General features: G+C 66.2%; 25 protein-coding genes. 5 read left to right on the forward strand and 20 right to left on the reverse strand.

What is annotated here, in order from left to right:
• Window positions 1-21 precede the first annotated feature (21 nt).
• The 8 genes from ACS5PJ_RS08290 to ACS5PJ_RS08325 form a co-directional block, all read right to left on the reverse strand.
• Window positions 22-1,338 (reverse strand): ATP-binding protein, encoded by a 1,317-nt coding sequence (locus ACS5PJ_RS08290; protein WP_439434433.1) that lies wholly within the window; start codon window positions 1,336-1,338, stop codon window positions 22-24.
• A 157-nt stretch (window positions 1,339-1,495) separates the two neighbouring features.
• A complete protein-coding gene (locus tag ACS5PJ_RS08295; RefSeq protein WP_439434434.1) occupies window positions 1,496-1,987 on the reverse strand; it encodes a universal stress protein in 492 nt (163 codons plus the stop codon).
• Window positions 1,988-2,084: 97 nt separating this feature from the next.
• Window positions 2,085-2,333: an SCO4226 family nickel-binding protein gene (locus ACS5PJ_RS08300; protein ID WP_354149029.1), complete on the reverse strand. Its 249-nt coding sequence runs from the start codon at window positions 2,331-2,333 to the stop codon at window positions 2,085-2,087.
• A gap of 153 nt (window positions 2,334-2,486) precedes the next feature.
• Window positions 2,487-3,434, reverse strand: coding sequence for an L-lactate dehydrogenase (locus ACS5PJ_RS08305; RefSeq protein ID WP_439434435.1), 948 nt, complete (start codon window positions 3,432-3,434; stop codon window positions 2,487-2,489).
• A 140-nt stretch (window positions 3,435-3,574) separates the two neighbouring features.
• Window positions 3,575-5,089, reverse strand: coding sequence for an amino acid permease (locus tag ACS5PJ_RS08310; RefSeq protein ID WP_439434436.1), 1,515 nt, complete (start codon window positions 5,087-5,089; stop codon window positions 3,575-3,577).
• A gap of 39 nt (window positions 5,090-5,128) precedes the next feature.
• Window positions 5,129-6,568, reverse strand: coding sequence for an aspartate ammonia-lyase (locus ACS5PJ_RS08315; RefSeq protein WP_439434437.1), 1,440 nt, complete (start codon window positions 6,566-6,568; stop codon window positions 5,129-5,131).
• Between the two features lie 7 nt (window positions 6,569-6,575).
• Entirely contained in the window at window positions 6,576-7,703 is a 1,128-nt protein-coding gene (locus tag ACS5PJ_RS08320; protein WP_439434438.1) for an asparaginase, read from the reverse strand.
• Between the two features lie 48 nt (window positions 7,704-7,751).
• Window positions 7,752-8,486, reverse strand: coding sequence for a FadR/GntR family transcriptional regulator (locus ACS5PJ_RS08325; RefSeq protein WP_439434439.1), 735 nt, complete (start codon window positions 8,484-8,486; stop codon window positions 7,752-7,754).
• Between the two features lie 135 nt (window positions 8,487-8,621).
• Here ACS5PJ_RS08325 and ACS5PJ_RS08330 point away from each other — a divergent pair, with 135 nt between their 5' ends.
• Window positions 8,622-9,035 carry a hypothetical protein gene (locus tag ACS5PJ_RS08330; RefSeq protein ID WP_439434440.1) on the forward strand — a complete coding sequence of 138 codons (414 nt, stop codon included), beginning with the start codon at window positions 8,622-8,624 and terminating at the stop codon, window positions 9,033-9,035.
• Between the two features lie 8 nt (window positions 9,036-9,043).
• On the opposite strand, the gene ACS5PJ_RS08335 is transcribed toward ACS5PJ_RS08330, so the two are convergent.
• On the reverse strand, window positions 9,044-10,891 hold the full coding sequence (locus ACS5PJ_RS08335) for a glycoside hydrolase family 15 protein (RefSeq protein ID WP_439434441.1): 1,848 nt from the start codon (window positions 10,889-10,891) through the stop codon (window positions 9,044-9,046).
• Between the two features lie 123 nt (window positions 10,892-11,014).
• Here ACS5PJ_RS08335 and ACS5PJ_RS08340 point away from each other — a divergent pair, with 123 nt between their 5' ends.
• The 3 genes from ACS5PJ_RS08340 to ACS5PJ_RS08350 all read left to right on the forward strand — a co-directional run bounded on the left by ACS5PJ_RS08340 (window position 11,015) and on the right by ACS5PJ_RS08350 (window position 13,663).
• Window positions 11,015-11,986: a polysaccharide deacetylase family protein gene (locus ACS5PJ_RS08340; protein ID WP_439434442.1), complete on the forward strand. Its 972-nt coding sequence runs from the start codon at window positions 11,015-11,017 to the stop codon at window positions 11,984-11,986.
• Between the two features lie 139 nt (window positions 11,987-12,125).
• Complete coding sequence (locus ACS5PJ_RS08345) at window positions 12,126-12,392, forward strand: helix-turn-helix transcriptional regulator (protein ID WP_439434443.1); 267 nt, start codon at window positions 12,126-12,128, stop codon at window positions 12,390-12,392.
• Window positions 12,389-13,663, forward strand: coding sequence for a type II toxin-antitoxin system HipA family toxin (locus tag ACS5PJ_RS08350; protein WP_439434444.1), 1,275 nt, complete (start codon window positions 12,389-12,391; stop codon window positions 13,661-13,663). Before ACS5PJ_RS08345 ends, ACS5PJ_RS08350 begins: the two co-directional genes overlap by 4 nt.
• A gap of 67 nt (window positions 13,664-13,730) precedes the next feature.
• Here the strand turns inward: ACS5PJ_RS08350 and ACS5PJ_RS08355 are convergent, their stop codons facing one another.
• Complete coding sequence (locus ACS5PJ_RS08355) at window positions 13,731-14,348, reverse strand: uracil-DNA glycosylase family protein (RefSeq protein WP_439434445.1); 618 nt, start codon at window positions 14,346-14,348, stop codon at window positions 13,731-13,733.
• A gap of 127 nt (window positions 14,349-14,475) precedes the next feature.
• Between ACS5PJ_RS08355 and ACS5PJ_RS08360 the strand changes: the two genes are divergently transcribed.
• A complete protein-coding gene (locus tag ACS5PJ_RS08360) occupies window positions 14,476-15,003 on the forward strand; it encodes a hypothetical protein (protein ID WP_439434446.1) in 528 nt (175 codons plus the stop codon).
• Here the strand turns inward: ACS5PJ_RS08360 and ACS5PJ_RS08365 are convergent.
• From ACS5PJ_RS08365 to ACS5PJ_RS08410, 10 genes are all read right to left on the reverse strand, one after another.
• Window positions 15,000-16,463 carry an amidohydrolase gene (locus ACS5PJ_RS08365; protein WP_439434447.1) on the reverse strand — a complete coding sequence of 488 codons (1,464 nt, stop codon included), beginning with the start codon at window positions 16,461-16,463 and terminating at the stop codon, window positions 15,000-15,002. The genes ACS5PJ_RS08360 and ACS5PJ_RS08365 overlap by 4 nt on opposite strands.
• Window positions 16,460-16,843, reverse strand: a complete 384-nt coding sequence (locus ACS5PJ_RS08370) for an RNA-binding S4 domain-containing protein (protein ID WP_131683372.1) — start codon at window positions 16,841-16,843, stop codon at window positions 16,460-16,462. Before ACS5PJ_RS08370 ends, ACS5PJ_RS08365 begins: the two co-directional genes overlap by 4 nt.
• Window positions 16,844-16,898: 55 nt before the next feature.
• Window positions 16,899-17,897: a sensor histidine kinase gene (locus ACS5PJ_RS08375; protein WP_439434448.1), complete on the reverse strand. Its 999-nt coding sequence runs from the start codon at window positions 17,895-17,897 to the stop codon at window positions 16,899-16,901.
• On the reverse strand, window positions 17,890-18,558 hold the full coding sequence (locus tag ACS5PJ_RS08380) for a response regulator transcription factor (RefSeq protein WP_439434449.1): 669 nt from the start codon (window positions 18,556-18,558) through the stop codon (window positions 17,890-17,892). Before ACS5PJ_RS08380 ends, ACS5PJ_RS08375 begins: the two co-directional genes overlap by 8 nt.
• A 4-nt stretch (window positions 18,559-18,562) precedes the next feature.
• A complete protein-coding gene (locus ACS5PJ_RS08385; RefSeq protein WP_439434450.1) occupies window positions 18,563-19,261 on the reverse strand; it encodes a DedA family protein in 699 nt (232 codons plus the stop codon).
• Window positions 19,231-19,929 (reverse strand): phosphatase PAP2 family protein, encoded by a 699-nt coding sequence (locus ACS5PJ_RS08390; RefSeq protein WP_439434451.1) that lies wholly within the window; start codon window positions 19,927-19,929, stop codon window positions 19,231-19,233. Before ACS5PJ_RS08390 ends, ACS5PJ_RS08385 begins: the two co-directional genes overlap by 31 nt.
• A 150-nt stretch (window positions 19,930-20,079) precedes the next feature.
• On the reverse strand, window positions 20,080-20,739 hold the full coding sequence (locus ACS5PJ_RS08395; RefSeq protein ID WP_439434452.1) for a GntR family transcriptional regulator: 660 nt from the start codon (window positions 20,737-20,739) through the stop codon (window positions 20,080-20,082).
• 130 nt (window positions 20,740-20,869) lie between these two features.
• The gene (locus ACS5PJ_RS08400; protein WP_439434453.1) at window positions 20,870-21,877 is read right to left on the reverse strand and encodes a transketolase family protein; all 1,008 of its coding nucleotides are present in this window, start codon (window positions 21,875-21,877) and stop codon (window positions 20,870-20,872) included.
• The gene (locus ACS5PJ_RS08405) at window positions 21,874-22,791 is read right to left on the reverse strand and encodes a transketolase (RefSeq protein ID WP_439434454.1); all 918 of its coding nucleotides are present in this window, start codon (window positions 22,789-22,791) and stop codon (window positions 21,874-21,876) included. Before ACS5PJ_RS08405 ends, ACS5PJ_RS08400 begins: the two co-directional genes overlap by 4 nt.
• The gene (locus ACS5PJ_RS08410; RefSeq protein WP_439434455.1) at window positions 22,791-24,128 is read right to left on the reverse strand and encodes an MFS transporter; all 1,338 of its coding nucleotides are present in this window, start codon (window positions 24,126-24,128) and stop codon (window positions 22,791-22,793) included. The genes ACS5PJ_RS08405 and ACS5PJ_RS08410 overlap by 1 nt, the downstream gene beginning before the upstream one ends.
• Window positions 24,129-24,211: the final 83 nt, after the last annotated feature.

Consider the following 24,211-nt stretch of genomic DNA (forward strand, 5'->3'; position numbering starts at 1 on the left):
GTACATCTTTGGGAAGTACGGCTAGACCCGGCCCAGGGCGTCGATGTCTTCAAGGAACTGCTCGTGGACTTCCTGGCTGACAGTGGTCCGCGTTTCGCCGATCGCGTCAAGATAATCCTGCGTGCGTGGCCCCTTCCGGACCGCCTCGCGAACCGAAAGGCTACCGCCGGAAGCCGCGCCGCCGTCGTCGTACACTGCCTTTTCCAACGCCCGCTGGGAGGCGCTGCGGGCGGCGTACTCAATGTCCGCGGGGGAGAAACCTTCGGTCCGCTCCACCAGCAGTTCCACGTCCACGTCGTCCACCACGGTGGCGGGGATGAACCGCTGCCACATGGCTTCCCGGGCCTGGCGGTCCGGCAGGCCGATAGGAATGACGTAGTCGAACCGGCCGTGCCGAAGGAACGCCGTATCCAGGGCGCGGATGAAGTTCGTGGCGCAGACCAGCAGCCGGCCGGGCTGTTCGCGGAAGGCCGGAATGATCTTCAGGAGCTCGTTGGTGACGCCCTGCAGCGGCGACGGCGGTTCGCCGGAGCGCTGGGAGGCAATCTCTTCCACCTCGTCGATGAACACCACAGCGTGCTCCAGCTCCGCGATCTCGAGGAAAGTCTCCCGCAGGGCCCCGGCCAACCCCTTCGGGTCGGAGGCCAGGCGGGACGGGAAGACCTCCACGAACGGCCATTCCAGCCGGGAGGCGATGGCCTTCGCGAAAGTGGTTTTTCCCGTTCCCGGAGGGCCAAACAGCACAACGGCGCGCGGCGGAACCACCCCGTATTCATCCGCCAGGTCCGCCTCGGCAAGGGGGAGGACCAGCCGGCGTTCGAGGAGTTCCTTTTCCTTGCGCATGCCCGCCACGTTTTCCCAGAGGTCGCGAGCCAGGATCCGCCCGCCGAGTTGCCCGAGCGCGCCGAGTTCCTGGCGCTGCACGGGGATGGTCCGCTCGAAGTAGCGCAGGTTCTTTTTCAGAGCGAAGCCGCGGCTAAGGAAGGCCTCCACACGGGTCTCGGACTCAGGCATCAAAGCGGACAACTTGTTGAGCCCGTGGGGCGCCATGCGGTTCTCGACGGCGGCGAGCAGCGAGGTGCCGATCCCGCGGCCGCGGTACTCCGGCAAGGTGGCAAGGAAGACGATCCAGCCCTGGTCATGGGCGGCGCGTCCGACGGCGGCACCCACCACCATGTCGCCCAGGACCGCCACAACGGCGTGGTCCTTTTCGCAGGATGCGAGCACCTCGGAGAGGGCATATACGGGTTCCACGTTGTTCGCCTTGAGGGTCTCCCAGAGGTGCAGGATCCCGTCCAGGTCCGCCGAGTGGAAGTCCCTGATCCGCCAGTTGGTCATGCCGTTGCTCCCGGGTGGTTCGTCGTTGAACTGAGTCGTCTAGGTATGCTCACTGAATGCCTCGAGTTGCGTGGTGAGGCGCTCTGCTGAGCATAGGCGATCAGCCCGTTGCCAAGGGTTGCGGGAGCGTTGCATTACGGGACGGCAGGCTCGGGAGCTACGCCATGCCCGTGTTCTCCCCCTTGGCTTTGTGGCCTCTCCAGAGGTGGTGCGCGGCGTGGCTGCTGTCCGAATGGATCACCAGGACCGGGCAGTCGGCATGTGAAACGCAGGCCGTGCTCACTGACCCCAGATGCATGCCACGGATACCGCCGTGCCCGCGGCGGCCGACGACCAGCATTGCCGCGCCGGCCGCTGCTTCGACCAGTTTTGCCGGCGCCGGGCCGCGGATCAGCTCCTGACTGATGCCCTCGGGAGCGTCCGGACCGAAAGCCTTGTCGAGGCTCTCCGCCAGGGTTTTGGTCGCGGCTGCCTGAAACGCCTCGAAGTCGGGCGGGACGTAGCCGGCGTACATCTGCGGAAAGTCCCAGCAGGCTATGGCATGAATATGGGCGCCCAGGGCGGGCGCCAACTGTGCGGCGAAACGCAGCGCCTGCACTGAAGCGTCCGAGCCGTCGACGCCGACCACTACTTTGGCTTCTTTTTCCATCGCTGTTCTCCTTGAAGGAAGGGGAAACGCACGACGGCGGCACCCCGGTTCCTTGCGAAGGAACCGGCCGTTCCGCCGTCGTCCGTTTCCTGGCTGGTCAGACCCTCAGCGGGACAGGGTGGACCTCGTCCGCGGGATGACCTGTGCGCTCATGGATGCGCCTGACGGCGTCCGCTGACGGGGCCTCGGACAGGCAGTAAACGTGACCTGATTCGGGATCGGCCCAGGCCGACTTGAAGTCAACGCTTTCATCGCCTTGAATGGCGAGGTCGGCGTTATGGGCCTCTTGAAGGGCTTCCTTGGTGATTCCGACCATATTGCGGTGGACATCCATGAATTCCGGCATGATGCCAATGCTCCTTTACTGGTTTGTCCCTGAAACAGCAGGATGAGCCTGAGGCTAGACCCAGGCATGTAGGCCGTCAAGAGGATGCGTGGAACGGCGGGAAAACCTGCGGAACGCCTCAGGTTCAGTGTGGTTCGCCGACAGCTGCAGCGCTCAGATTCCCAGCGTCCCCATGGTGTTCCGCAGCGTGTCGGCGGAATGCTGCAGTGCTGCCAGTTCGCCGTCGTCCATGGGCGTGTGCAGGATGCGATGCACACCGCCGCGGCCCACCACGCTGGGCAGGGACAGCGCCACGCCGGTGATTCCGTAGGGGCCATCGAGCACCGTGGAAACGGGAAGCACGGCATTCTCGTCCCGGAGCAGGGCCTCCACGATCCTCGCACCGGACAGCCCGATGGCGTAGTTGGTGGCACCCTTTCCGGCGATGACCTTGTACGCCGCCTGGGTCACTTCCCTGGCCGTTTCGGCGAGGTAATCCGGGGTGAAGATCCTCTGACCGTCCTGTTCCCAATCGCGGATGGGGACCGGCCCGATGGTTGCGCCGGACCAGACCGGAAACTCGGTGTCGCCGTGTTCGCCCACCATGCTGGCATGGACGCTGGCCACGGAGACGCCGGCACGGCGGGCCAGCAGCCAGCGCAGCCGCGAGGTATCCAGCACGGTTCCGGAGGAGAAGACGCGTTCCGGTGGCAGCCCGGAGATCTTTTGCGCCGCCACAGTCAGCACGTCACAGGGGTTGGTGACCAGGACATAGACAGCGTCCGGGGCCTGCTCAAGCAGTTGCGGCATGAGCTGTTCGAGGATGCGGACGTTCGTCCCTGCCAGGTCCAGCCGCGTCTGGCCGGGCGCCTGCTTTGCTCCGGCAGTGATAACCACGACGTCGGCATCTTCAGTCACGGCGATGTCCCCACCCCCGGTGACGGTGGCCGCCGCAGCGGCGAACTGGGTGCCATGGGCCAGGTCCAGGACCTCCGCCTCGGCTTTGAGGACGTTGACGTCAAACAGGGCGACGTGGCTGGCCGAGCCCCGGATCAGGGCGGCGTAGGCGAGGGAGGTGCCCACGCTTCCGGCTCCCACGATGGCAAGTTTGGATCCTGGCATGACCTACCTCTTCCCGGTGTTTCCGGTGTTCCCGGAGCTCGGGGAGCTCCGGGAACACCGCTGCACGAGTGTCCGCAATGGCCTCATGCTACAGACTGGGGAGCCGCTTCACATCAGCACGCGTTGGCCGGACGGGCGAGCTACTTCTTGAAGGTTGCCGCCGGCGGGTTGGCGATGACGGGTGCGCTGCCGGTGAAGCCTTCGCGGGCTTGGGCGATTTCGCGGATGCGGTGGCGGCAGGCGTACCAGCCGGCGACCATGAGGGCGGAGGCGATGGCGGTGACGAGCATGGTGAGGGGGGATTCGATGAAGACCATCACGAGGACGCCGAGGAGGAAGAGCAGGGAGAGGTAGCCGGTGTAGGGGGCGCCGAACATCCGGAAGGAGGGGCGTTCGAGCCAGCCTTTGTCTGCCCAGCGTTTGAGCTGGATCTGGCAGAGGACGATGGTGGCCCAGGTCATGACGATGCCCACTGAGGCTACGTTGAGGACAATTTCGAATGCCTGGGCCGGGACCAGGTAGTTCAGCGGGACACCGAGGAGGGAGACTGCGGCGGTGATGGCGATGCCGCCGTAGGGGACGCCTGCTTTGTTCATGCGGGAGGCGAACTGGGGTGCTGAGCCGTTGACGGACATGGAGCGGAGGATCCGGCCGGTGGAGTAGAGGCCGGCGTTGAGGGAGGAGAGTGCGGCGGTGAGGACGACGAGGTTCATGATGACGTCCACGCCCTGGATGCCGATGGAGCCGAAGAAGGTCACGAAGGGGCTGACGCCCTTTTCGTAGGAGGTGTAGGGCAGGAGCAGGGCGAGGAGGATGACGGAGCCGACGTAGAACACGGCGATGCGGAAGACCACGGAGTTGATGGCCTTGGGCATGATCTTTTCCGGGTTCTCGGTTTCGCCGGCGGCTGTGCCGACCAGTTCGATGGAGGCGTAGGCGAACAGGACGCCCTGCATGAGGATGATCATGGGGAGCAGGCCGTTGGGGAAGATACCGCCGTTGTCCGAGAGGAGGCTCAGGCCCACCTGCTGGCCGTCCACGGGGGTGCCGAAGATGACGAAGTAGGTGCCGACGATGAGGAAGATGACCAGGGCCGCGACCTTGATCAGGGCGAACCAGAATTCCATCTCGCCGAAGACCTTCACGGAGACCAGGTTCAGGGCCAGGACCACCACCAGGGCGGTCAGGGCCCAGGCCCACTGCGGTACCTCGGCCATCCAGGGGATGTAGTGGCCGAAGAAGTGCATGTACATGGCGGCTGCGGTGATGTCCACGATGGTGGTGGTGGCCCAGTTGATCCAGTAGAACCAGCCGGAGACGAAGGCGGCCTTCTCACCGAAGAATTCACGGGCGTAGGAGACGAACGAGCCCGACGAGGGCCGGTGGAGCACCAGTTCGCCCAGTGCCCGGAGGATGAGGAACGCGAAGAAACCGCAGACCGCGTAGGCGATGACCAGGGACGGTCCGGCGGCGTTGAGGCGGCCGCCCGCGCCCAGGAACAGGCCGGTGCCGATCGCACCGCCGATCGCGATCATCTGGATCTGCCGCGGCTTGAGGTTCTTGTGGTAGCCCTTGTCCTCGGCGTGGAGGGCTGTTTCGCTGGCGTGCGCATGGCCGCCGTCGATGAGGTGGTCAGGGATGGGGGTATTAGTCATGGGGTGTCCTTGCGATAATCCGTCGGGGGCTTCAGGGGACTACTTGCTGAGGTTGGCGAGGCGTTCGGGGCTGAGCAGTTCCTCGAGCTGGGCAGCCGTCAACAGGCCGTGCTCCAGTACGAGTTCGGCCACGCCCTTGCCGGTGGCGAGTGCCTCCTGGGCGATGGCGGTGGCTGTGGCGTAGCCCAGATGGGGATTCAGTGCCGTGACCAGGCCGATTGACTGCTCCACCGTGCGGCGGAGGTGTTCGGTGTTGGCGGTGATGCCCCGGATACAGCGTGCCGTGAGGGTGCGGCAGGCTGCTTCCAGGTGCGAGATGCTCTTGTGGAGGCTGTGGACGATGATCGGTTCGAAGGCGTTGAGCTGGAGCTGCCCGGCTTCGGCCGCCATGGTGATGGTGACGTCGTTGCCGATGACCTCGTAGGCCACCTGGCTGACCACTTCCGGGATGACCGGGTTGATCTTGCCGGGCATTATCGAGGAGCCGGACTGGACTGCCGGCAGGTTGATTTCGCCGAAGCCGGCGCGCGGCCCGGAGGAGAGCAGGCGGAGGTCGTTGCAGATTTTGGAGAGCTTCACGGCCACCCGCTTGAGCACGCCGGACAGGTGCACGAAGGCGCCGACGTCCTGCGTGGCCTCGATGAGGTCGACGGCGGTGACCAGCGGCAGGCCGGTGATCTCGGCCAGGTGCCGGCAGGCCGCCTCGGCATAGCCGGGGTGGGCGTTCAGGCCGGTCCCGATCGCTGTGGCGCCGAGGTTGATTTCGTGGATCAGCAGGTCGGCTTCGGCCAGCCGCAGCCGGTCCTCGCCGATGGTCACGGCGTAGCTGCCGAACTCCTGGCCGAGGGTCATGGGGACGGCGTCCTGCAGCTGGGTGCGGCCCATTTTCACCACGGTGCGGAATTCCAGGGCCTTGGCGGCGCAGGCCTCTTCGAGTTCGGCGAGGGCCTCAAGCAGTTCCCGGGTGGCGAAGATGGTGCCCAGCTTCACGGCCGTGGGGTACACGTCGTTGGTGGACTGGCTGAGGTTGACGTGGTCGTTGGGGTGCAGCCGGGCGTAGTCGCCCTTGGGGTGGCCGAGGATTTCGAGGGCACGGTTGGCGATGACCTCGTTCGCGTTCATGTTCGACGACGTCCCGGCACCGCCCTGGATCACGTCCACCACGAACTGGTCACTCAGTTTTCCTGCCATGACGTCCTGGCACGCCTGTTCGATCGCGGTGGCGCGTTCGGCGTCGATGAGCCCGAGCTCGTGGTTGGTCCGGGCGGCGGCGAGCTTCACAGCTGCCAGGCCGCGGACCAGGTGCATGTTGGAGGACAGCGGCTGGCCGGTGATGGGAAAGTTTTCCACAGCGCGCAGGGTGTGGACTCCCCAGTAGGCACCCGCAGGAACGTCGCGGTCACCCAGGAGGTCGTGCTCGGACCGGGTTCCGGGCGCGGCGTCAATGGGTGCGGCTTCAATAATGGTCAGGTCAGGCATGGGGTCCTTACGGGGCTTCGGTGGCGGGCATGGACATCGTTGAGGCAGTGAGGAAATCGAGCGGCTGGAGCAGGCCGACCTGGTGGCCGCCGCCCAGAACCGGAGCAGTGCCGATTCCGGCGAGGGGCGTGGTATCCACGCCCAGCGCATTCAGGACGTGGACCGTGGCAGGCATCCGGGCGCGGTCGCCGCCGTCGGAAATCTTCACGGCAACTGCGCGGCCGTCGGGCAGGCCCACCAGCTGCACACCCTCAAAGCCGTCTTTCGCCACGGAGCCCGGGAGGAGCCGCATCAGCTCCGTGACGTCCCGGCGCTGGCCGGCCACCATGTCCGGGTGCTGCCGCATGGCAAGCCCGACGGCGGCTTCCGCTAGCAGTTGGGCGGTCCCGCCGTCGTGGGAGGTCCTGACGCCTGCCTCCGCGCCGGTCGCCCCGGCCCCGGCGGTGGCTGCGGCGGCGGCGATGGTTCCGAAGGCGCGGGCCATTCCGCGCAGGGTGAGGGCGAAGAGCGGGGTGCCGCAGCCGTCGGTGCTGTGGCCCAGCGCGTGCTCGCCGGTGAGCTCTTCGACGGTGGCGGCAACCAGTTGCTGCAGCGGGTGGGACGGGTCAAGGTACCCCTTGACCGGCCACCCGTTGATGACGCACGTGGCGGCCATGGCGGCGTGTTTGCCGGAGCAGTTCTGCGTCAGTTGCGTGGCGTGGAGTCCGGAGCGCAGCCAGTCCTCGCGTTCGCTGGTTCCGAACGGGAGGTCTGTGCTGTTTTCGAGATCGCTGGCCGTGAGGCCGTGCATGGCGAGAATGCGCTGGGTGCCGCCGCGGTGCCTGGCGCCGCCGGAGTGGCTCGCGGCGGCCAGGGCGAGCAGGTCGGCGGGCAGCTTCAGGCCGGCACGGACCATGGCCACGGCCTGCAGGGGCTTGAGCGAGGAGCGGGGGTAGAACGGAGCCAAGGGGTCCCCGGCCGCGGCCAGGATCGAGCCGTCCGCGGAGGTGGCGATGACCGAACCATAGTGGACGCTTTCCACCAGGCCGTCGCGGGTGGCGATCACCAGGGGTGAGTGCTGCGGGAGCATCCCCGGTTCTGGTTCGGTGGCGCGCAGGGCCGCTGTTTGGGCAGCAGGAAAGGCTGGGGCTGGCATGGAGTCCTAAGGGGAGCCGCTCGGTGAAGCGGGTACGTGTGCGGGCGGTTACTTGTTGAGGATGGAATCGAGGGCGACGCCGACGGCGCGCAGGTGTGTGGCCATGGCCTTGCTGGCTTCATCGGCAGAACCCGCTTCAATGGCGGCGAGGATGTGCTGGTGCTCAATGTCGGATGCGTGCTGACGGTCGGCCACCATATTCAACGTCTCGGACTGGAAGGCCAAGGCCCCCCGGATATCGGCCACCACGCTGGCGAACACCTTGTTGCCGCTGGCCCGGGCAATGGCGGCGTGGAAGCTGGAGTCCAGGGCAACCCAGGATTCGGGGTCCGTTTCAGTGGTCATGGCGGCGACGATGTGCCGGAGTGTCTCCAGCTCTTCCTCGGTCCGGCGATGGGCGGCAAGCCCCGCTGCCGGGACCTCGATGTGGGGACGGGCTTCGGTGAGGTCCCGGGCCGAGTACTGCCCCAGCGTGAGGTCGTTGGCTACCTTGTCGGCGACGACGAACGTACCCTTGCCGGTTTTGGTGACCGTCAGGCCGAGGGCGGTGCAGGAGCGGAGGGCTTCCCGGATGACCGAGCGGCTGACCCCGTACTGCTGGGCGAGGGCCGCCTCGGAGCTGAGCTTCCCGCCTACTGCGACCTGACCCGACTCGATGTCCGCGCGGATCGCATTGAACACTGCCTCCGCAGCGCTGAGCCGGACCAGCGGCTGGGCTGTGGGGGATTGGTCACGGGAAGGGTTCGCAGGCTGTCCTGCTGTCCGGCTGTCTGACAGGTTCACCCTTTAAATATGGCACGGGTCACAGGTGGTGTCAATCACGGCCGGGTCCCGGCGGCATGCAGGGCAGTTTATGAATTGCCGGTGTGTCCGGCGGTATGGCCCGCTTTTCCCTGTGCCGCCGATTAGTCTCCTGCCATGGATGAATATTCGGAGGAACTCGTCAACCTCGCTTTCATGGCACTGGACCACGCGATCGATTCAGTGGTTTCGTCAGGCTCGGACCTCGTGCCTTTTGTCATTCGGGAGCACGGTGGCCAGCGGAACCTGCAGCGTTACCTCGTGGGAGACCAACTTGAGGCGGGCGTCGCTGCAGCAAGGCAATCCCTCCGGGAGGAGCCGATTCCGGACCGGGTGGCGGTCGCCTGGGACGGGTTCATCACCTCGTCTGAGGGGCGGCAGGAGGCCGTTTTCGTTGAGTCGTACGAGCATGGCACCCCGGCCGGTTTCATCATGGCCCAGCGGTACCAGCGGGCCGGGTTCCTCAAGAAAAAACGCGAATCAGTGGGGAATCCCGCTCTCGTGGAGAAGAACACCGCGCCGCTCTTCTAGGCGGCCGTTCAGGACTGCGAGGCCTTGTGGCGTTGTGCCTTCAGGAGCCGCAACCCGCTGGCCAGCACGCCCACGTGGCTGAAGGCCTGCGGGAAATTGCCGAGGAACTCGCCCGTGTCGGGGTGGATCTGTTCGGGGAACAACCCCAGCGGATTGGCCCGCCGGCACAGTGACTCGTAGAGTTCGTGGGCCTCGTCCACACGCCCTTGCCCCGCAAGGTTGTCCACCATCCAGAAGCTGCACAGCAGGAAAGCGCCCTCGCCCCCGGACAATCCGTCGGGCGAGTCGCTGGGCAGGTAGCGGAACAGGAGGCCGTTGCCCGCGTCAAGGTTGGCTGCAATGGCATTCGAGGTGGACACCATCCGCGGGTCATCGAACGGAATGACGTTCCTGATGGGGAGGCTCAGCAGTGCAGCGTCCAGCCCGCCTTCCCCGCCCAGCTGTTCGGTGAAGGTATGCCGTTCCGGATTCCAGGAGAGGCCGAGGGCTGCCTTGTGGATTTGCCGTGCTGCCGCCTCCCAGCGCCTCTTCGGATACGGCAACCTGTGCCGCCGGGCGATCTGGATGGCCCGGTCCAAAGCCACATGGCACATGGCCGCCGAGTAGGTGAAGGGGCGGCCGTCGCTCCGGACCTCCCAGGGTCCGTTATCGGGCTTCTTCCAGCTGGTGATGGCGGCCTCCACAATGGGAACCAGGGTGGACCAGAGCTGGTGGTCCACCGGCTGCCCGCTGTTGGACCACTGATATGCGATGTCGACTATTTCTCCGTAGACATCGTGCTGGACCTGGTGGACGGCACTGTTTCCCCAGCGCACGGGGGAGGAGCCCCGGTAGCCGCGCAGCAGCGGATCCACTACCTCGTCCGGCGGCTGGGACCCGTCCAGGGCGTACATCACGTGCGGCACGCCGTCGCGCTCCACATTCGTCAGCACCCAGGCGAGGAACACGTCGGCGTCGCTGCGGTCGCCGATCCGCCGGAACACATAGTTGGAGAAGGATGCGTCCCGCACCCACGTGTACCGGTAGTCCCAGTTACGGGCAGAGCCCGGCCACTCAGGGAGCGAGGAGGTGGCTGCGGCCATGATGGCGCCTGTTTCGGCGTGATCAAGCAGCTTGAGGGTGATGGCGGAGCGTTTCATCAGCTCTGCCTGGGAGCCTTCGCAGTTCAGGGTTGATGCCCATTCCCGCCAGGCCCTCACAGTTTGGTCGATGAGTCGTTTCGCATCGGGCCGTTGGCGGAGACGGAACCGCCCTGACCAGTACAGGGCTACGGTGAGTGTTTCCCCGGCGCGCAGGGTCAGCTCGGTGCTCAGGCCACGGCCGTCGGGACGGAGTTCTTCCGAGGACCACAGGTAGACCTCCCCTGTCCCGTCCACCGGCCAGTCGAACCGCCACCCGGAGGCAAGATGGTCAAACGTGGCGCCCACCTTGGGTACGATCCGCACGCGCACCCGGACGTTCCCGCCCACCGCCTGGGCATGCCGGAGGAGCTCGCTCCGTCCTGCCGGGACCGGTTCGGCCAGGTTCGCCCCTGAGCGCAGGGTCAGGCAGTCGGTCACCTGGAGCATGCCGTGGTCCGAGAACAGGGACGTGACCACAACGCCGGAGTCTTCGGTATAGCGCTGGTCGGACGAAAGGAGCGGCAGGGGAGTGATCTCGAGCAGGCCGCCGGACTCGCTGTCCAGAATGCCTGCCAGGAATGGCGGGCTGTCGAATTCGGGCAGGCAAAGCCATGAGATTCCGCCGTCCCGCCCCACGAGGGCGCACGTGGAACCGTCGCCGATGAGGCCATGATCCTCGATGGGCAGGTAGCCATCGAGATGCTCCACCGGACGCGGATGTTCCGCAGCGTGCATGCCTGCGGGCTCCTTCAGTGTGTTTCCTGTACGTCTCAATTCTCCCGCGGATGGGGGACGTTTTCCACATACCGGGGCCTTTCTGCCCTTCCTGCCGGGTACTTTTCGCTGCCACGCTGAAGCATGAGGCCTCTCTCCGCCAGGAACCTCCGGCTGGGCGCTGCGATCCTTGCTGCCGTGCTGGTTGTAGGTGCCATCGTGTGGGTGGCGCTCCTCTCAAACGCCCCTCCCGCCGCCAATCCGCCGTCGAGCCTCTCCCCGTCGCCAAGTGCTGCATCCTCTGCCCCTGGCACCTCGCCAAGCCCGACTCCGACTCCGACCCCGACGGCGACGGCGTCGCCCAGCCCCTCCGAGCGGCTGCCTTCCCCGGCACCCACGGCGGCGCCGCCGGTGGTCAGCCCGGAACCGCCCGTGACGCCGCAGCCCCCGCCGCCTCCCGAACCGCCGCCGGCTGCGCCGTTCCCGCTGGCACTGCTGGGCCAGGACGTCGAAGTGATACCGGGCGCAGGACAGGCAGTGGCTTTGACGTTCGACGCCGGCGCGAACTCTGCTGCGCTGCCCAGCATTTTGCAGACACTCGCCCGGTCCGGGGTTCCGGCGACATTCTTCCTCACCGGCAGTTGGGCGGCAGCCAACCCTGCTGGAGTGTCCGCGATCGTGGCCTCGGGCCACCGGGTGGGCAACCATTCGATGACCCACCCGGGGTTCACCGGACTCACGGATGCTGGAATCGCGGCCGAAGTCCAGGGAGCCCAGCAGGCCATTCTCGCCGCCGGAGCCGACCCCATGCCGCTCTTCCGCTTTCCGTTCGGTGAGCGCGATGCCCGGACCATCGCGGCCGTGAACAACCTTGGCTACGTGCCCGTGCGGTGGACCGTGGACACCCTCGGCTGGAAGGGAACCAGCGGGGGCATCACCCCGCAGCAGGTGGCAGACAGGGTGCTGGCTGGGCTGCGTCCGGGCGAAATCGTCCTGATGCACATCGGATCCAACCCCGACGACGGCTCCACCCTGGATGCGGACGCCCTCCCGCAGATGATCGACCGGGTCCGCGCGGCCGGGTATGGCTTCGTGACGCTGGACAGCCTGCTGTAGCCGGAGGGGTTGGTGGGCGGGGCAGCCTGCTGGAACCTGCCCGGTACGATCGTGCCGGTATGGCGATGTTCACGAGCGGATGGCCGGCGTACGCTGGTAATACGCAGCAGAACGGCACGATCGTACCTATTGGAGCACGATGACTGAACCCATCACCGACTTGCTGGCATCGGAAGTCCGCGCCCGCCGCGTCCGCCTGGGCCTGACGCAGCAGGACCTCGCGGATATGGCCGGTGTCTCCGAGCGCTTCGTCAGGTTCGTGGAGCAGGGCAAACCGAGCGTCCAGCTGGATTCACTGACCGCGGTCCTGGAAACCCTCGGCCTCGAGCTCCGGCTGGGCACCCGGTCCAGCGAAGCTGCCAAGGCGCTTACGCGCGAAACCAGCGCCGGAGAAGCCGGGCCATGAAGCACCGCATCGCAGACATCTACAAGGCGGGGGTGCTCGCGGCGCGGCTGGAACGGCACGACGGCGGGACGAAGTTCAGCTATCTGCCGGCCTATCTTGCGTCCGGGGGACCCGCCGTCGCCAGTTCCCTCCCGCTGACGGCCGTCCCGGTCCTGTCCGCAGCCGGAGCTGCGCCGCCCTATTTCACCGGGCTGCTGCCCGAAGGCCGCCGGCTCAATGCGCTCCGGCGGTCCATCAAGACCAGCGCCGACGACGACCTTTCCCTGCTCATCGCCGCCGGCGGGAATCCGGTGGGCGACGTGCAGATCGTGGGGCACGGGGAGCCGCTGGACCCGGACGAGCATGCGGTCGAGGTGGACACCAAGCTGCCGGTGGACTTCGACCAGCTGCTGGGCGATCCGGACCTGATCGATCCGGTGGCCCTGGCCGGGGTGCAGGACAAGCTGTCCGCCGGGATGATCTCGCTCCCGGTGGCCAGTGCCGGCAGGCGGTTCATCCTGAAGCTCAACGCGCCGGAATTTCCGCACGTGGTGGAGAACGAGCTGGTGATGTTCCGGTATGCGGCCAAACTGCGGATTCCGCTGAGCAGGGTTGAGCTGATCCGCGATGTCGCGGGCCGGCCTGGCCTTCTGGTGGAGCGCTTCGACCGCGTCCCGGTGCCGGGCGGAATGCCTGGTGAAATTCAGCGGCTCGCCGTCGAGGACGGGGCCCAGGTCCTGAAGCTGTATCCGGCGGACAAGTACAACGTGGGCTTCGGCACGGTGTGCCACGCGCTCGCGGACTACTGCGCGGCACCCCTGCCGGCCCTTCGCAACCTCGCCATCCAAGGGGCGTTTGCGTGGCTGAGCGGCAACGGCGACCTGCATGCGAAGAACGTTTCCATGGTCCAGCAGCCGCACGGCGAGTGGACCATCGCGCCGGTCTACGACATCCCCTCCACAGTGGTCTACGGAGACAAGACCCTGGCACTGACCCTGAACGGCAAGCGGAGCGGCATTTCGCGCCGCCACTTCCTCGGCTGGGCGAAGGACCTCGGACTCACCGACCGCACGGCAGCCCAGGTCCTGGAAGTTGCCCTGAAGGCGTCAGGTCCGCTGATCGCGGATCTGGAGGCGGGCACCGCTTTTGCCGGCGTGAATGGCGCCGGCAGGAACAGTGCGGGCGTGAACGGTGCCGGCAGGAACGACGACGGCGGCTCGCCGTTCCCGGACATGGTCACCCGGGCGTGGGTCAAGGAGCTCAAGCACCGACGGCGGCTCTTGGACGGCTGACCCGGCAGGGGTGACTGACGCGAAACAGTGACTGACGCTCTCCGGCCAGTGCCGGCGTCGTGCGTTGCTACAGGTGCTGGATGCCCGCCCGCTGCATGGCGTCTTTGTAGACATCCACGCTCTTGGCCAGCAGGTCCTCCTGCTTGGCCTCGGAAACAGCAAAGGCCCGCCCGCCGAGCGCGCTGGCCTTGTAGATCTTGATGCCGCTGTTCTTCAGGGAAGAGTGATAGGTCTTCTCGAAGAGGGTGAGGAACGTGGAGGCATCGGTGCCGTGGGCAACCACTGCCGATACGCGGCGGTTGATCTTGAGGAACTGGCGGAAGGGCCGCAGGCCGTCGGTCTTTTCCTGGACGTTAAGGGCCGAGGGAAGGTCTGCGTCGCGGATCCACGGATACGCGTTCCACGGCATCACATAGCGGGGATCAAGCTCGGCAAGTTCGTAGATCTGCGTGGCACGGCGGGCGGCTTCGTCATCATTGAAGTGGGAGACGAAACCGGACTCTGTTCCCTTGCCGGGGCTGACATGAAGGCTGACAATCCGGCATTCGTCCTCGTCATGCACGGGGTCGATGTACGGGACGACGGACCCTGGCTTCTTTTCCATCAGTTCATCGCAGAGCTGCGTTACCGCCGCGATGTTTGGTTCCTGTAGCAGGGCCTTTTTTTCGTCCCAGTCAATCGTCACGATCTCTCCCTCAGCAGCACGGCGTCCAGAATCAGGCGTCTGGTTCCACTCTACGCTTTTGGGCGTGGGGGTGCGCAGGGCGATTTTGCTCCGCCCGGTTGGCGCCGGGCGGGGTAACGTCATCTGAATGGACAGGAAAACGCTCAAAGCTGAGGGGTTTGCCGGCTTCCGGACCTTAGGCAGCCTGGAGATCATGAGGGTGCCGCAGGGGACCGGACTGTTTGCCGTGCTGCGGCCGAATGAGTACGAGCCGCATTTCCTGAAGAAAAGCACCGCCGGAATCTTCAAGAAGAAGGACCCGAGCCTGCCCCCGGAGCCTCTCCTGGCCGAATGGGTGGACGGCGCGGACATCCTCTACATCGGCAAGGCAGGGCCGGGCAGCAAGGGCAACCGGGGCCTCCGGCGCCAGATCCAGGAATTCCTCGACTTCGGCAAAGGGAAGCCGCCGGGCCACTGGGACGGCCGGCTTATCTGGCAGTTGACCCACACGGATGCCCTCATCATCGCCTGGAAAGAGCTGCCTGCCGAGGAGCTGAACAACGCCGAAGCGCGCTATCACGCAGAGTTCGTCGAAGCCCATGGAAAGCTGCCGTTCGCGAACCTGGTCCAGGCGCGCGCGAAGGACCAGCGTCCGGAGACCGGCATCCCTGACTAGGCCAAACCGGCGTCGAACGTGAACCTGCCCGCCAGCAGCGTGGCGGCGACAGCCATGGCAGCCAACCCGGCGTCCGGGACGCTGAACGGATCGGTGTCGAGAACCACAAGGTCAGCCGGATCGCCCACGCCGATGCGGCCGCGTCCCCTGGCGGAGGCAGCCAGTGCCTGTTGCCGTGTGATGGCCTGCTCCGGATGCCAGGGCCCGCGTCCGTCACCCCGGGAACGGGTGGTGGCGGCTGCGATGGCAGCCCACGGATCCAGCGGTGCAACGGGAGCGTCCGAGCCGAGGGACAGCGTTGCGCCGGAATCCAGGAGGGACCGCAGCGGAAAGGCCCGGTCGGTGCGGCCGCGCCAGTTGGATTCGGCGGCGTCGCGGTCATCCAGGGCGTGGACCGGCTGGACGCTGGCAGTGACACCCAGCCGACCAAAACGGCGGAGGTCCTGCGCCTGGACAAACTGGGCGTGCTCGATCCGGCCACCTGTTCCGGCACGTTCAAACGCGTCCAGCGCCACCTGGTTGGCGGCATCGCCGATGGCATGGACTGCCGGGACGAAGCCGGCCTCCTTCGCGCGGACCAGCAGCCCGAACAGTTCCTCTTCGCTGACGGTGAGCAGGCCATGCCCGCCGTGGGGATAGGGGTCCACGCAGTAGGCCGTCCGGGTGTTCAGGGAACCGTCGATCAGGATTTTCAGCGGGCCGGTCCGCAGCAGCCCCTTGCCGCCGTCCACCTCCTGCCCCGTTCGCATCCCTGACCCAACGGCCCGCTCCAGATCCTCCGGATAGACGCCGGCATCCACACGGAGGGCATCAAACCCGTGAGCGATCCGCCGGAGCCAAGGCCCGCTGTTCCAGGTCATTTCGAAATCAACCACGCCCACCACACCCCGGGCCGCCGCTTTCAGGGCGGCTTCCCGGACCCACACGTCAACAACACTGTCCGGCAGTTTGCCCAGCTCACGGGTCAGGGCGAACGCCGGTTCTTCGCGGAGCAGACCGGTGGCATCCGGCTCCACGCAATAGCGGCGGGCGGCCGCACTGTTCAGCCAGACGCAGTGGAGGTCATGGCTGATCAGGACTGTGGGCTGGTTGCCGGTTCCGGCGTCGAGCATTTCCAGGGTGGGAACATCCGGCCAGAGTGCGTCGCGGAAGCCGACGCCAACGGTGGGGACTGAAGGGTCCCCGGCTGATGCGCGGGAACCCACGACGGCGGCCGCCTCGCCTGCCGAAGCGGCCCCCGAGAGGTCCAGCCGGTTGGTGTGCAGCGCCCATTGGGTCATGTGGACATGCTCATCCCAGAGCCCGGGAATGACGAAGCGGCCTTCCAGCTCCACCACTTCGACGCCGGCCGGAAACTCTTCACCGGTGCTGATCCCGGCCACGGCGCCGTCGCGCAGGTGCAGATTGCGGGGCTCGGCGTCGCCCGGCTGCCGGACCGCTGCCAGGACGAGTTCGGTCACGCGGGGCCCTTGAGCCGTTCCATCTCGCGCCGGTCCTTCTTGGTAGGCCGCCCGGCGCCGCGGTCACGTTGGGGGAGACCAAGCGCCGGTGCAACAGGCCGTGGCGGGGTGTGGTCAGTGAAACAGTGGGATGCGGCTTCGGCGCCCACCCGTTTGGCTATCAGGCGGCGGACTTCAAGGGTGCGTTCAAAGCCGGACATCCGGATGGTGACGGTATCGCCGGTCACCAGCGTGGCCGAAGCCTTGGCGGGGCTGCCGTTCAGGCGCACGTGTCCCGCCCGGCACGAGGCCGTAGCCAACGAGCGGGTCTTGTAGGCGCGGATGGCCCACAACCACGCATCAATGCGGACGCTGGCGGGGGAGGATGGAAGGCTGGTCATGGCTGGCAACGAGTATACGGCGTGGTTGTCCGGGCGGAAGGACCGGACCCGCAGTTCAGGGAGTGGACCGTGGGAGCGAGATCCGCATGGTGGTTCCACCCGGGCCTGTGCTGGCGATCTCCACAGTCCCGCCTGCAGCGGTGGCCACATCCCGGACCAGCGCCAACCCGATGCCGAAGCTGCGCTGCGCCCGTGTTCCGTCCGGACGCGGTGTCCTGACAAAACGCTCAAAGATCCTGTCACGTTCGACGCCGGTAATCCCGCTTCCCGTATCCGTCACCGTAATCACCGCGTTGCGTTGGGTGGCTGCCGCGGCCAGGGTGATGGTCCCGCCTGCCGGCGTGTGCGCCAGGGCGTTATCCGCCAGCGCCAGGACGGCACGGCGCAAACTGCTTTCGTCGATCCTGGCCAGGGGACGAGCGCCGGCTGTGACCGCGACGCTGACACCCTGATCGTGGGCGATGGTCCGGACGCTCTCCGCAACCGATTCCACCACCCCAGCCACGTCAATCGGTTCCGCGGGGGTTTCCACAGCCTGGCCCGTTGCGGCCACGAGCAGTTCGTTGACGATTGCCGTCAGGGCTGAGGTGTCCTGCCGGATCCGGACCAGCGCCAGCCCAGGCTTCGACTCCGGCGGGGTGTCGCGCTGGGCCAACTGGATCCGCGCATCCAGAATGGCCAGGGGTGTCCGCAGTTCATGGCTGGCGTCCTGGACGAACCGGCGTTGCAGGGCCATGGCCGCGCCCAGAGGCTCGATGGCACTGCGGGCACTGAACCATCCGATCAAGCCAGCGAGAACGATCCCTGCTGCGCCGGCGATGATCAGGGCCTTGAGCAGGTCCTTGTAGTCAAGGTAGGCAAAGTCACCGGCCCGGCCTGGATTTCCAGGCAGTTCCGGGTGGGACAGCTGGTTGGTCAGGTAGAGCGCAGCCCCCGCGAGCAGGCACAGGACCATGACGGCACAGGCGGCACTGATGCGGACAGCTATCCTGAGCGAGGCCTTGCGGAGGGTGGCCTGGTCCGGATCCGCGGCCGCCCGGGTCATCTCATTCATGGCCCTCGCCGATCTGGTAGCCGACGCCGTGGACCGTACGGATGACGTTCCGGGAGATCTTACGGCGCAAGTGGTGGACGTAGGTGTCGATCACGCTTGGCTGGTCAGTGGACGGGAAAACCGAGCCGATGAGATCGTCCCGGCTGAAGACGCGATCGGGTTCCATGGCCAGGGCGGCCAGCAGTTCGCACTCCTTCGCCGTCAGCGTCACCAGGGGACCATAAACGGACCGGACGGAACGGCCGACGGCGTTCAGTTCCCAGTCGCCGATACTCACCGTGGGCTGGGTGTAGCTGCGTGTCAGGGCGCGCAGGCGCGCACCCAGCTCACCGGCGTCGAACGGTTTGGTCATGTAGTCGTTGGCGCCGGCATCCAGGCCGCGCACTTTCTCATCCATTGCGCCCAGCGCCGTCAGAATCAGCACCGGCGTCGAAATCCCTTTCGCCCGAAGGGAGCTGATGAGGGCAATGCCGTCAATGCCGGGCAGGCCGCGGTCAATCACCATGACATCCCAGGGTTCCCCGAGCGCGGCGTTCAGGCCAAGCCTTCCGTCAGTTACCAGGCTGATCCGGTAGTCGCCTTCCAGCAGCTCGGCAATGAGCGGGCCCAGGGCGGGATCGTCCTCAACCAGCAGCAGGGAGGGCCGGGCATCTGTTGTCATGAGGCTATTCTTCCGTGGCCGGCTCTTCCACGCGCCGTTCCTGGGGTTCTTCGGCCGGTTCGGAGGCTGTGCCCTTATTCTTCCGGCGTTTGAGGTACTCAATGCCCCACGGGATAACGGAGACCATGACCATGGCCACGGCGATGAGGTCGATGTTGTTGGCGATGATTTCGAAGTGTCCCAGCCAGGACCCCAGCAAGATCACTGACGCGGACCAGGCCACGGCGCCCACGATGTTCCAGAGGGTGAACTTCCGGTACGTGTAGTGGGCGATTCCGGCAGCAAGCGGGGCGTACGTGCGCACGATCGGTACAAAGCGGGCCATTACCACCGCGCCACCCCCGTGCCGGTGGAAGAACTCTTCGGTTTGGGTCAGGTGAGATGTCTTCAGGATCCGGGCATCATCCTTGAACCACCGCCGGCCGAACTTCCGGCCGAGAAAGTAACCCACTTGGTCGCCTGCCACCGCAGCCACTGAGACGACGCCGATCAGGAGCGGAAGCGTGAGGTTGAGCTGCTGATGGAGCAGGCCGGCCGTGAAGAGGAGCGAGTCCCCGGGCAGGAACGGGAACAGGACTCCGGATTCGATGAAGACCATTCCCGCGATAAGCGCCAAGGCGGCCGGGCCCAGGCCCTCAAGGAGCCCCGCAGGATCCAGCGGCGAGGAAGCGGTTACCGTGACCAGTGCATGAAATGACTGCATGATGCCTTTCTGAGGGCAAGGGGCGCGAATCTGTTCCACAGCCCCGCGAGAAGAATCACTGCTGCGGTGCCGGCCAGCAGTGAACCGGCGACGTCGGAGGGGTAGTGGACGCCGATGTACACCCGGGACCACGCCACCAGGGCAGCCAGCACCACACCGGAAACTGCCGCGAATTTCGCCCACCGGGTGCCCCGGGCCAGGAAGTACACCGCAAAGGCAAGGGTCACTGCGAAGGTGACATGACCGCTCGGAAAACTGTCGGTACCGGATTCCGGGGCAAGGGGATCGAACAGCAGTGCAGCGTCCGGGCGTTGCCGGGTGACCAGAACCTTGAAGATCTCACTCGCCACCCAGCCAGAGCCGGCCGTCAGCGCAAACGCAACGGCGTTGACCGGGGCACGTCGGACCAGCAGCAACAACGCGGCGATGATGGCGATTGCCGCCAACCCCACCACAGGGCCGAACAGCAGGTTCAGGGCCATGGCCACGCCGGTGAGCAGCGCTACGTGGTGCATGCTGAGGCCTTGGTCCACGCCCAGTTCGCCTGCGCTGAAACCGGGAACCAGCTGGACTGTCAGGCCCAGGATTACCACGGCGGCAGCCAGGAGCACCCCGGACAGGATCCAATGCGGAGCCTCGGGCAACGTGAGCAGTCTGGTGTCGGGCATCAAGTACTCCTGCTGGGCGTGCGGGCCGGCCGGACGGCCGCCCTCCAGCAAGTCTGCCTTCAGCGTTTTAAGGAATCCTTAAGAAGCCCGGGCCGTGGCCCTTGTACCCCTTGCCTTTTGCTACCGGCCTTGGGGCCCGTCCGCAAGCCCTTACGCCACCAGGTTCGCGGCAGCAGTGTCCATGTGTTCGCGGATGGTGTTCCGGGCCAGCGAGGCATCGCCGGTCTCTATCGCGTTGACAATCTCGTTATGCCGGTCCACGCTCATGTTCTTGATGCCCCTGTCCTGTCCCGCGAACATGATGGACATCCGGATGGACCCCTCAAGGGACTCCCACGAATGCAGCAGGGTTTCGTTGCCGGTCAGGCGGCAGAGGGTCCGGTGGAATTCCAGGTCCGATTCCACGCGTTCCTGCATGCTGCCGTTCTCGGCCGCAGTCATCGCATCTATGGCGGCGCGCAGCTTGTCGCTGACGAGCTGGCGGTCCGGAAGTTCGCACAGGGTTCGGGCGGCCAGGGACTCCAGCGCGGCCCGAACGGAGAAAATGTCGCGGATTTCCTTGGCGTCCAGATGCCTGACGGAGAGGCGGCCGCGCGGTCCGGCCGAGAGCAGGCCCTCCTGCTCCAGCTGGCGCAGGGCTTCGCGGAGCGTCCCCCGGCTGATCTGGAGCATCTCCGACAGCTCGGTTTCCACGAGGTGCCGGCCAGGTTCGAGTTCGCCGCTGGTGATGGCGGCACGCAGTGCACTGAGTGCCTGCTCGCGAAGGCTCTTCTTTTGCAGTCCCAGCAGCGGTGCTGTTGCTCCGGCCATCGTCCTTACTTCCTCAATGTCAGTAGTTGACTGTTTACAGTGGCGTGTTAACAGCTGATGCTACGCCAGAAGCGCGGAGCCAGGGTGCTCTGGCTCCGCGCTTCTGGTCGAAGCTTCCGCAGGATCCCGCCTATTTAAGCTCGGCCAGGACCTTCGCCACGATCTTCTGCACCGTAAGGCCGTACCGCTCGTGCAGCGTCGGCAGGGCGCCGGCGTCCAGGAAGGCATCCGGCAGGGCCACCGGAACCACACGCTTGCCAAGGCCTGCGGTGACGACGGCGGAGGCCACCGTTTCGAACAGGCCACCGGTCACGCTGTGGTTCTCCAGGGTTACCGCCAGCCGGTCCGTGTTGATCTCGGCCAGGACCGTGGCGGCGTCGAACGGTTTGATCGTGGGGGTGTGGACGACGGCGACGTCCACGTTGTGCTCGGCGAGGGCCTTCGCGGCCTGCAGGGCACGCATGGTCATCAGGCCGGAGGACACGAACACCACGTCGTTTCCGCCGCGCAGGACCTTTGCCTTGCCCAGCTCGAAGGTGTAATCGTACTCATCGAGGACCGTGGGCACGTTGCCGCGCAGCAGCCGCAGATACGTCGGCCCCTCGCTGGCCGCGAGCTGCGGAACGGCCTGTTCGATGTCGATCGAGTCGCAGGGGTCCACGATGGTCAGGTTGGGCATGCCGCGGAAGATCGCCATGTCCTCGGTGGCCTGGTGGCTCGGACCGTAGCCGGTGGTCAGGCCCGGAAGGCCGCCCACGATGTTCACGTTGAGGTTCGGCTCGGCGGCATCGAGGCAGAGGAAGTCGTAGGCGCGCCGCGCGGCGAACACCGAATAGGTGGACGCGAACGGAACCAGGCCGGTCTCCGCCAGCCCGGCAGCGGCGCCGAAAAGCAGCTGCTCGGCCATGCCCATCTGGAAGAACCGTTCCGGGAAGGCCTGGGCGAAGATGTGCATGTCGGTGTACTTGCCGAGGTCCGCGGTGAGGCCAACGATCTTGTCGTTCTCCTGCGCGGCCTTGACCAGGGCATGCCCGAACGGTGCGGACGCGGTTTTCTGTCCGGGATCGGCGAAGGATGCGATCATGGCCGAGGTCTTCAGCCTGGGTGCGGTTCCCGCGTGTGCTGCAACGGTGCTCATTGGCCTGCCTTTCCTTCGAATCCTGCGGTCAGCTGCTCGCGGCAGGTCTGCCACTCGTGTTCCTCGATGCGCATGAAGTGCGCTTTCTCGCGCTCCTCGAGCAGCGGCACACCGCGGCCCACCTTCGTGTCGCACAGGATCACCGAGGGGGCTCCGACGGCGGCGGCCTGGGCGGCTGCGTTGTCGAACGCTGCGAGCAGCGCACCGACGTCGTTCCCGTCCACCCGCTGGGTGTACCAGCCGAACGCTTCCCACTTTTCGGTCACGGGTTCGGTGCGGAGCACAGTGTCCGTCTTGCCGTCGGCCTGGAGGGCGTTGATGTCCACCATGGCGGTCAGGTTTCCCAGCTGGTGGTGGTGCCCGCCCATGGCTGCCTCCCACGTGGAGCCTTCGTCCAGTTCGCCGTCGGAGAGGAAGTTGTAGACCCTCGCCTCCGAGCCCTGGTAGCGCAGGCCCAGGGCCATGCCGATGGCGATGGGGAGGCCGTGCCCCAGCGAGCCGCCGGAGATTTCCATGCCCGGGGTGTACGTGGACATGCCGGACATCGGGAGCCGTGAATCGTCCGAGCCGTAGGTCTCAAGTTCGGCCACCGGGATGGTGCCGGCCTCGGCCAGGGCCGCGTAGTGGCCGATCGCGTAGTGCCCGGTGGAGAGCAGGAACCTGTCACGTGCTTCCCAGTGCGGATCCTCGGGGCGGAAACGGAGCTGGTCGGCGTAGACCACTGCCAGCATGTCCGCTGCGCCGAGGGCCTGGCCCACGTAGCCCTGGCCCTGCACCTCGCCCATGTTCAGGGCGTGGTGCCGGATCCGGTAGGCAGCAGCGGAGACCCGTTCGAGCCGTTCTGCCGCGGTTTCCTGGCCAGCGTGCCGGTTCGCGGCAGGTGCTGCCGTGTGCAGTTCGTGTGTGGCGGTCATTAGACGTTCACCGACTGGGGGGTGCTTTTGGTGACGTCGTCGGCGAGCTGGCGCTCACGCTTGCCCCAGGTTTCCCGGGTGACAACGGCGGCCCAGAGACCGATCAGCGCGTAGGTGCCGAAGAGCAGGGCCGGCCCCATCCAGCCGAAGCTGACGAAGAGCAGGGTGGTGATGAAGGGCGTGAAGCCGGAAACCATGGCCGAGATCTGGTAGGCCAGCGAGGCGCCGGAAGCGCGGGTCTTGGCCTGGAAAAGCTCCGGGAACCATGCGCCCTGGGCGCCGGCCAGTGAGTTCTGGCAGACCGCGTAGGAGATCACCAGGGTGGCGATGACGAAGATGAACAGGCCGGTATTCACCAGCAGGAACATCGGGATGGCGAACAGGGCAGCGAAGGCGCAGGACCAGATGTAGAGCGGCCGGCGGCCGATCCGGTCGGTCAGCCGGGCCCAGGCCTGGGTGGCGAAGATGCCGATGGCGGAAGCGATGCAGAGGGCCACGAGGGTCTGGGTCTTGTCAGCCAGGTGCTGGCTGTTCAGGTAGGAAATCATGTAGGTGATGGACACTGCGTAGCCGGCGGTCTCGGCAACGCGGAGGCCGATGCCCTTGACGATGCTGCGCCAGTCGGTCTTGAGGACCTCGATGATGGGGGACTTCACGATGGAGCCGCTGTCCTTGACCTCGTCAAAGACGGGGGATTCGGGGACCTTGGAGCGGATGATCAGGCCGACGGCCACCAGGACGATGCTGGCCAGGAAGGGGATGCGCCAGGCGAGTTCCCCGCCGAGGCTCACGCTGACGAGGAAGACCAGGTTGGCCAGCAGCAGGCCCACGGGGAATCCGGCCTGGACGATGCCGGTGTACTTGCCCTTGGACTTCCACGGTGCGTGCTCGTAGCTCATCAGGATGGCCCCGCCCCATTCAGCGCCGAATGCCAGGCCCTGGACGATGCGGACGAAGACCAGCAGCGCGGGGGCGAGCAGGCCTACCTGGCTGTAGGTGGGGAGCAGGCCGATCATGAACGTGGCGATGCCCATCAGGATCAGCGAGGCCACGAGCACCGGCTTGCGGCCGAGCTTGTCGCCCAGGTGGCCGCCGATGATGCCGCCGATGGGCCGGGCAGCGAACCCGACGCCGAGGGTGGCGAAGGCTGCGAGGGTGCCCGTCACCGGATCGCCCGTGGGGAAGAAAGCGGTTCCGAAGTACAGTGCAGCGGCGGTGCCGAAGCCAATGAAGTCATAGGTCTCGATCACCGCCCCGACGCCGGAGCCGATGGCTACCCTTTTAGCGTCCTTGGTGCCGTGTACCGGGCCCCTCATGCTGAGAGCTTCTTTGCTCATGGTCTATCCCTTTCGAAAAGCGTGATGCTTTCGCACCACCACTGTCGACTGTTAACAACTGATGCGTCAAGTGTGACTTGCAT

Origin of the sequence: Pseudarthrobacter cremeus (genome assembly GCF_051857465.1) — a bacterium.
Taxonomy (GTDB): Bacteria; Actinomycetota; Actinomycetes; order Actinomycetales; family Micrococcaceae; genus Arthrobacter.

Excerpts from the sequence above, each read along its gene's own strand:
- ACS5PJ_RS08290 (WP_439434433.1), bottom strand. The coding sequence starts at position 1,338 with ATGACCAACTGGCGGATCAGGGACTTCCACTCGGCGGACCTGGACGGG.
- ACS5PJ_RS08295 (WP_439434434.1), bottom strand. The coding sequence starts at position 1,987 with ATGGAAAAAGAAGCCAAAGTAGTGGTCGGCGTCGACGGCTCGGACGCT.
- ACS5PJ_RS08300 (WP_354149029.1), bottom strand. The coding sequence starts at position 2,333 with ATGCCGGAATTCATGGATGTCCACCGCAATATGGTCGGAATCACCAAG.
- ACS5PJ_RS08305 (WP_439434435.1), bottom strand. The coding sequence starts at position 3,434 with ATGCCAGGATCCAAACTTGCCATCGTGGGAGCCGGAAGCGTGGGCACC.
- ACS5PJ_RS08310 (WP_439434436.1), bottom strand. The coding sequence starts at position 5,089 with ATGACTAATACCCCCATCCCTGACCACCTCATCGACGGCGGCCATGCG.
- ACS5PJ_RS08315 (WP_439434437.1), bottom strand. The coding sequence starts at position 6,568 with ATGCCTGACCTGACCATTATTGAAGCCGCACCCATTGACGCCGCGCCC.
- ACS5PJ_RS08320 (WP_439434438.1), bottom strand. The coding sequence starts at position 7,703 with ATGCCAGCCCCAGCCTTTCCTGCTGCCCAAACAGCGGCCCTGCGCGCC.
- ACS5PJ_RS08330 (WP_439434440.1), top strand. The coding sequence starts at position 8,622 with ATGGATGAATATTCGGAGGAACTCGTCAACCTCGCTTTCATGGCACTG.
- ACS5PJ_RS08335 (WP_439434441.1), bottom strand. The coding sequence starts at position 10,891 with ATGCACGCTGCGGAACATCCGCGTCCGGTGGAGCATCTCGATGGCTAC.
- ACS5PJ_RS08340 (WP_439434442.1), top strand. The coding sequence starts at position 11,015 with ATGAGGCCTCTCTCCGCCAGGAACCTCCGGCTGGGCGCTGCGATCCTT.
- ACS5PJ_RS08345 (WP_439434443.1), top strand. The coding sequence starts at position 12,126 with ATGACTGAACCCATCACCGACTTGCTGGCATCGGAAGTCCGCGCCCGC.
- ACS5PJ_RS08350 (WP_439434444.1), top strand. The coding sequence starts at position 12,389 with ATGAAGCACCGCATCGCAGACATCTACAAGGCGGGGGTGCTCGCGGCG.
- ACS5PJ_RS08360 (WP_439434446.1), top strand. The coding sequence starts at position 14,476 with ATGGACAGGAAAACGCTCAAAGCTGAGGGGTTTGCCGGCTTCCGGACC.
- ACS5PJ_RS08370 (WP_131683372.1), bottom strand. The coding sequence starts at position 16,843 with ATGACCAGCCTTCCATCCTCCCCCGCCAGCGTCCGCATTGATGCGTGG.
- ACS5PJ_RS08375 (WP_439434448.1), bottom strand. The coding sequence starts at position 17,897 with ATGAATGAGATGACCCGGGCGGCCGCGGATCCGGACCAGGCCACCCTC.
- ACS5PJ_RS08380 (WP_439434449.1), bottom strand. The coding sequence starts at position 18,558 with ATGACAACAGATGCCCGGCCCTCCCTGCTGCTGGTTGAGGACGATCCC.
- ACS5PJ_RS08385 (WP_439434450.1), bottom strand. The coding sequence starts at position 19,261 with ATGCAGTCATTTCATGCACTGGTCACGGTAACCGCTTCCTCGCCGCTG.
- ACS5PJ_RS08390 (WP_439434451.1), bottom strand. The coding sequence starts at position 19,929 with ATGCCCGACACCAGACTGCTCACGTTGCCCGAGGCTCCGCATTGGATC.
- ACS5PJ_RS08395 (WP_439434452.1), bottom strand. The coding sequence starts at position 20,739 with ATGGCCGGAGCAACAGCACCGCTGCTGGGACTGCAAAAGAAGAGCCTT.
- ACS5PJ_RS08400 (WP_439434453.1), bottom strand. The coding sequence starts at position 21,877 with ATGAGCACCGTTGCAGCACACGCGGGAACCGCACCCAGGCTGAAGACC.
- ACS5PJ_RS08405 (WP_439434454.1), bottom strand. The coding sequence starts at position 22,791 with ATGACCGCCACACACGAACTGCACACGGCAGCACCTGCCGCGAACCGG.
- ACS5PJ_RS08410 (WP_439434455.1), bottom strand. The coding sequence starts at position 24,128 with ATGAGCAAAGAAGCTCTCAGCATGAGGGGCCCGGTACACGGCACCAAG.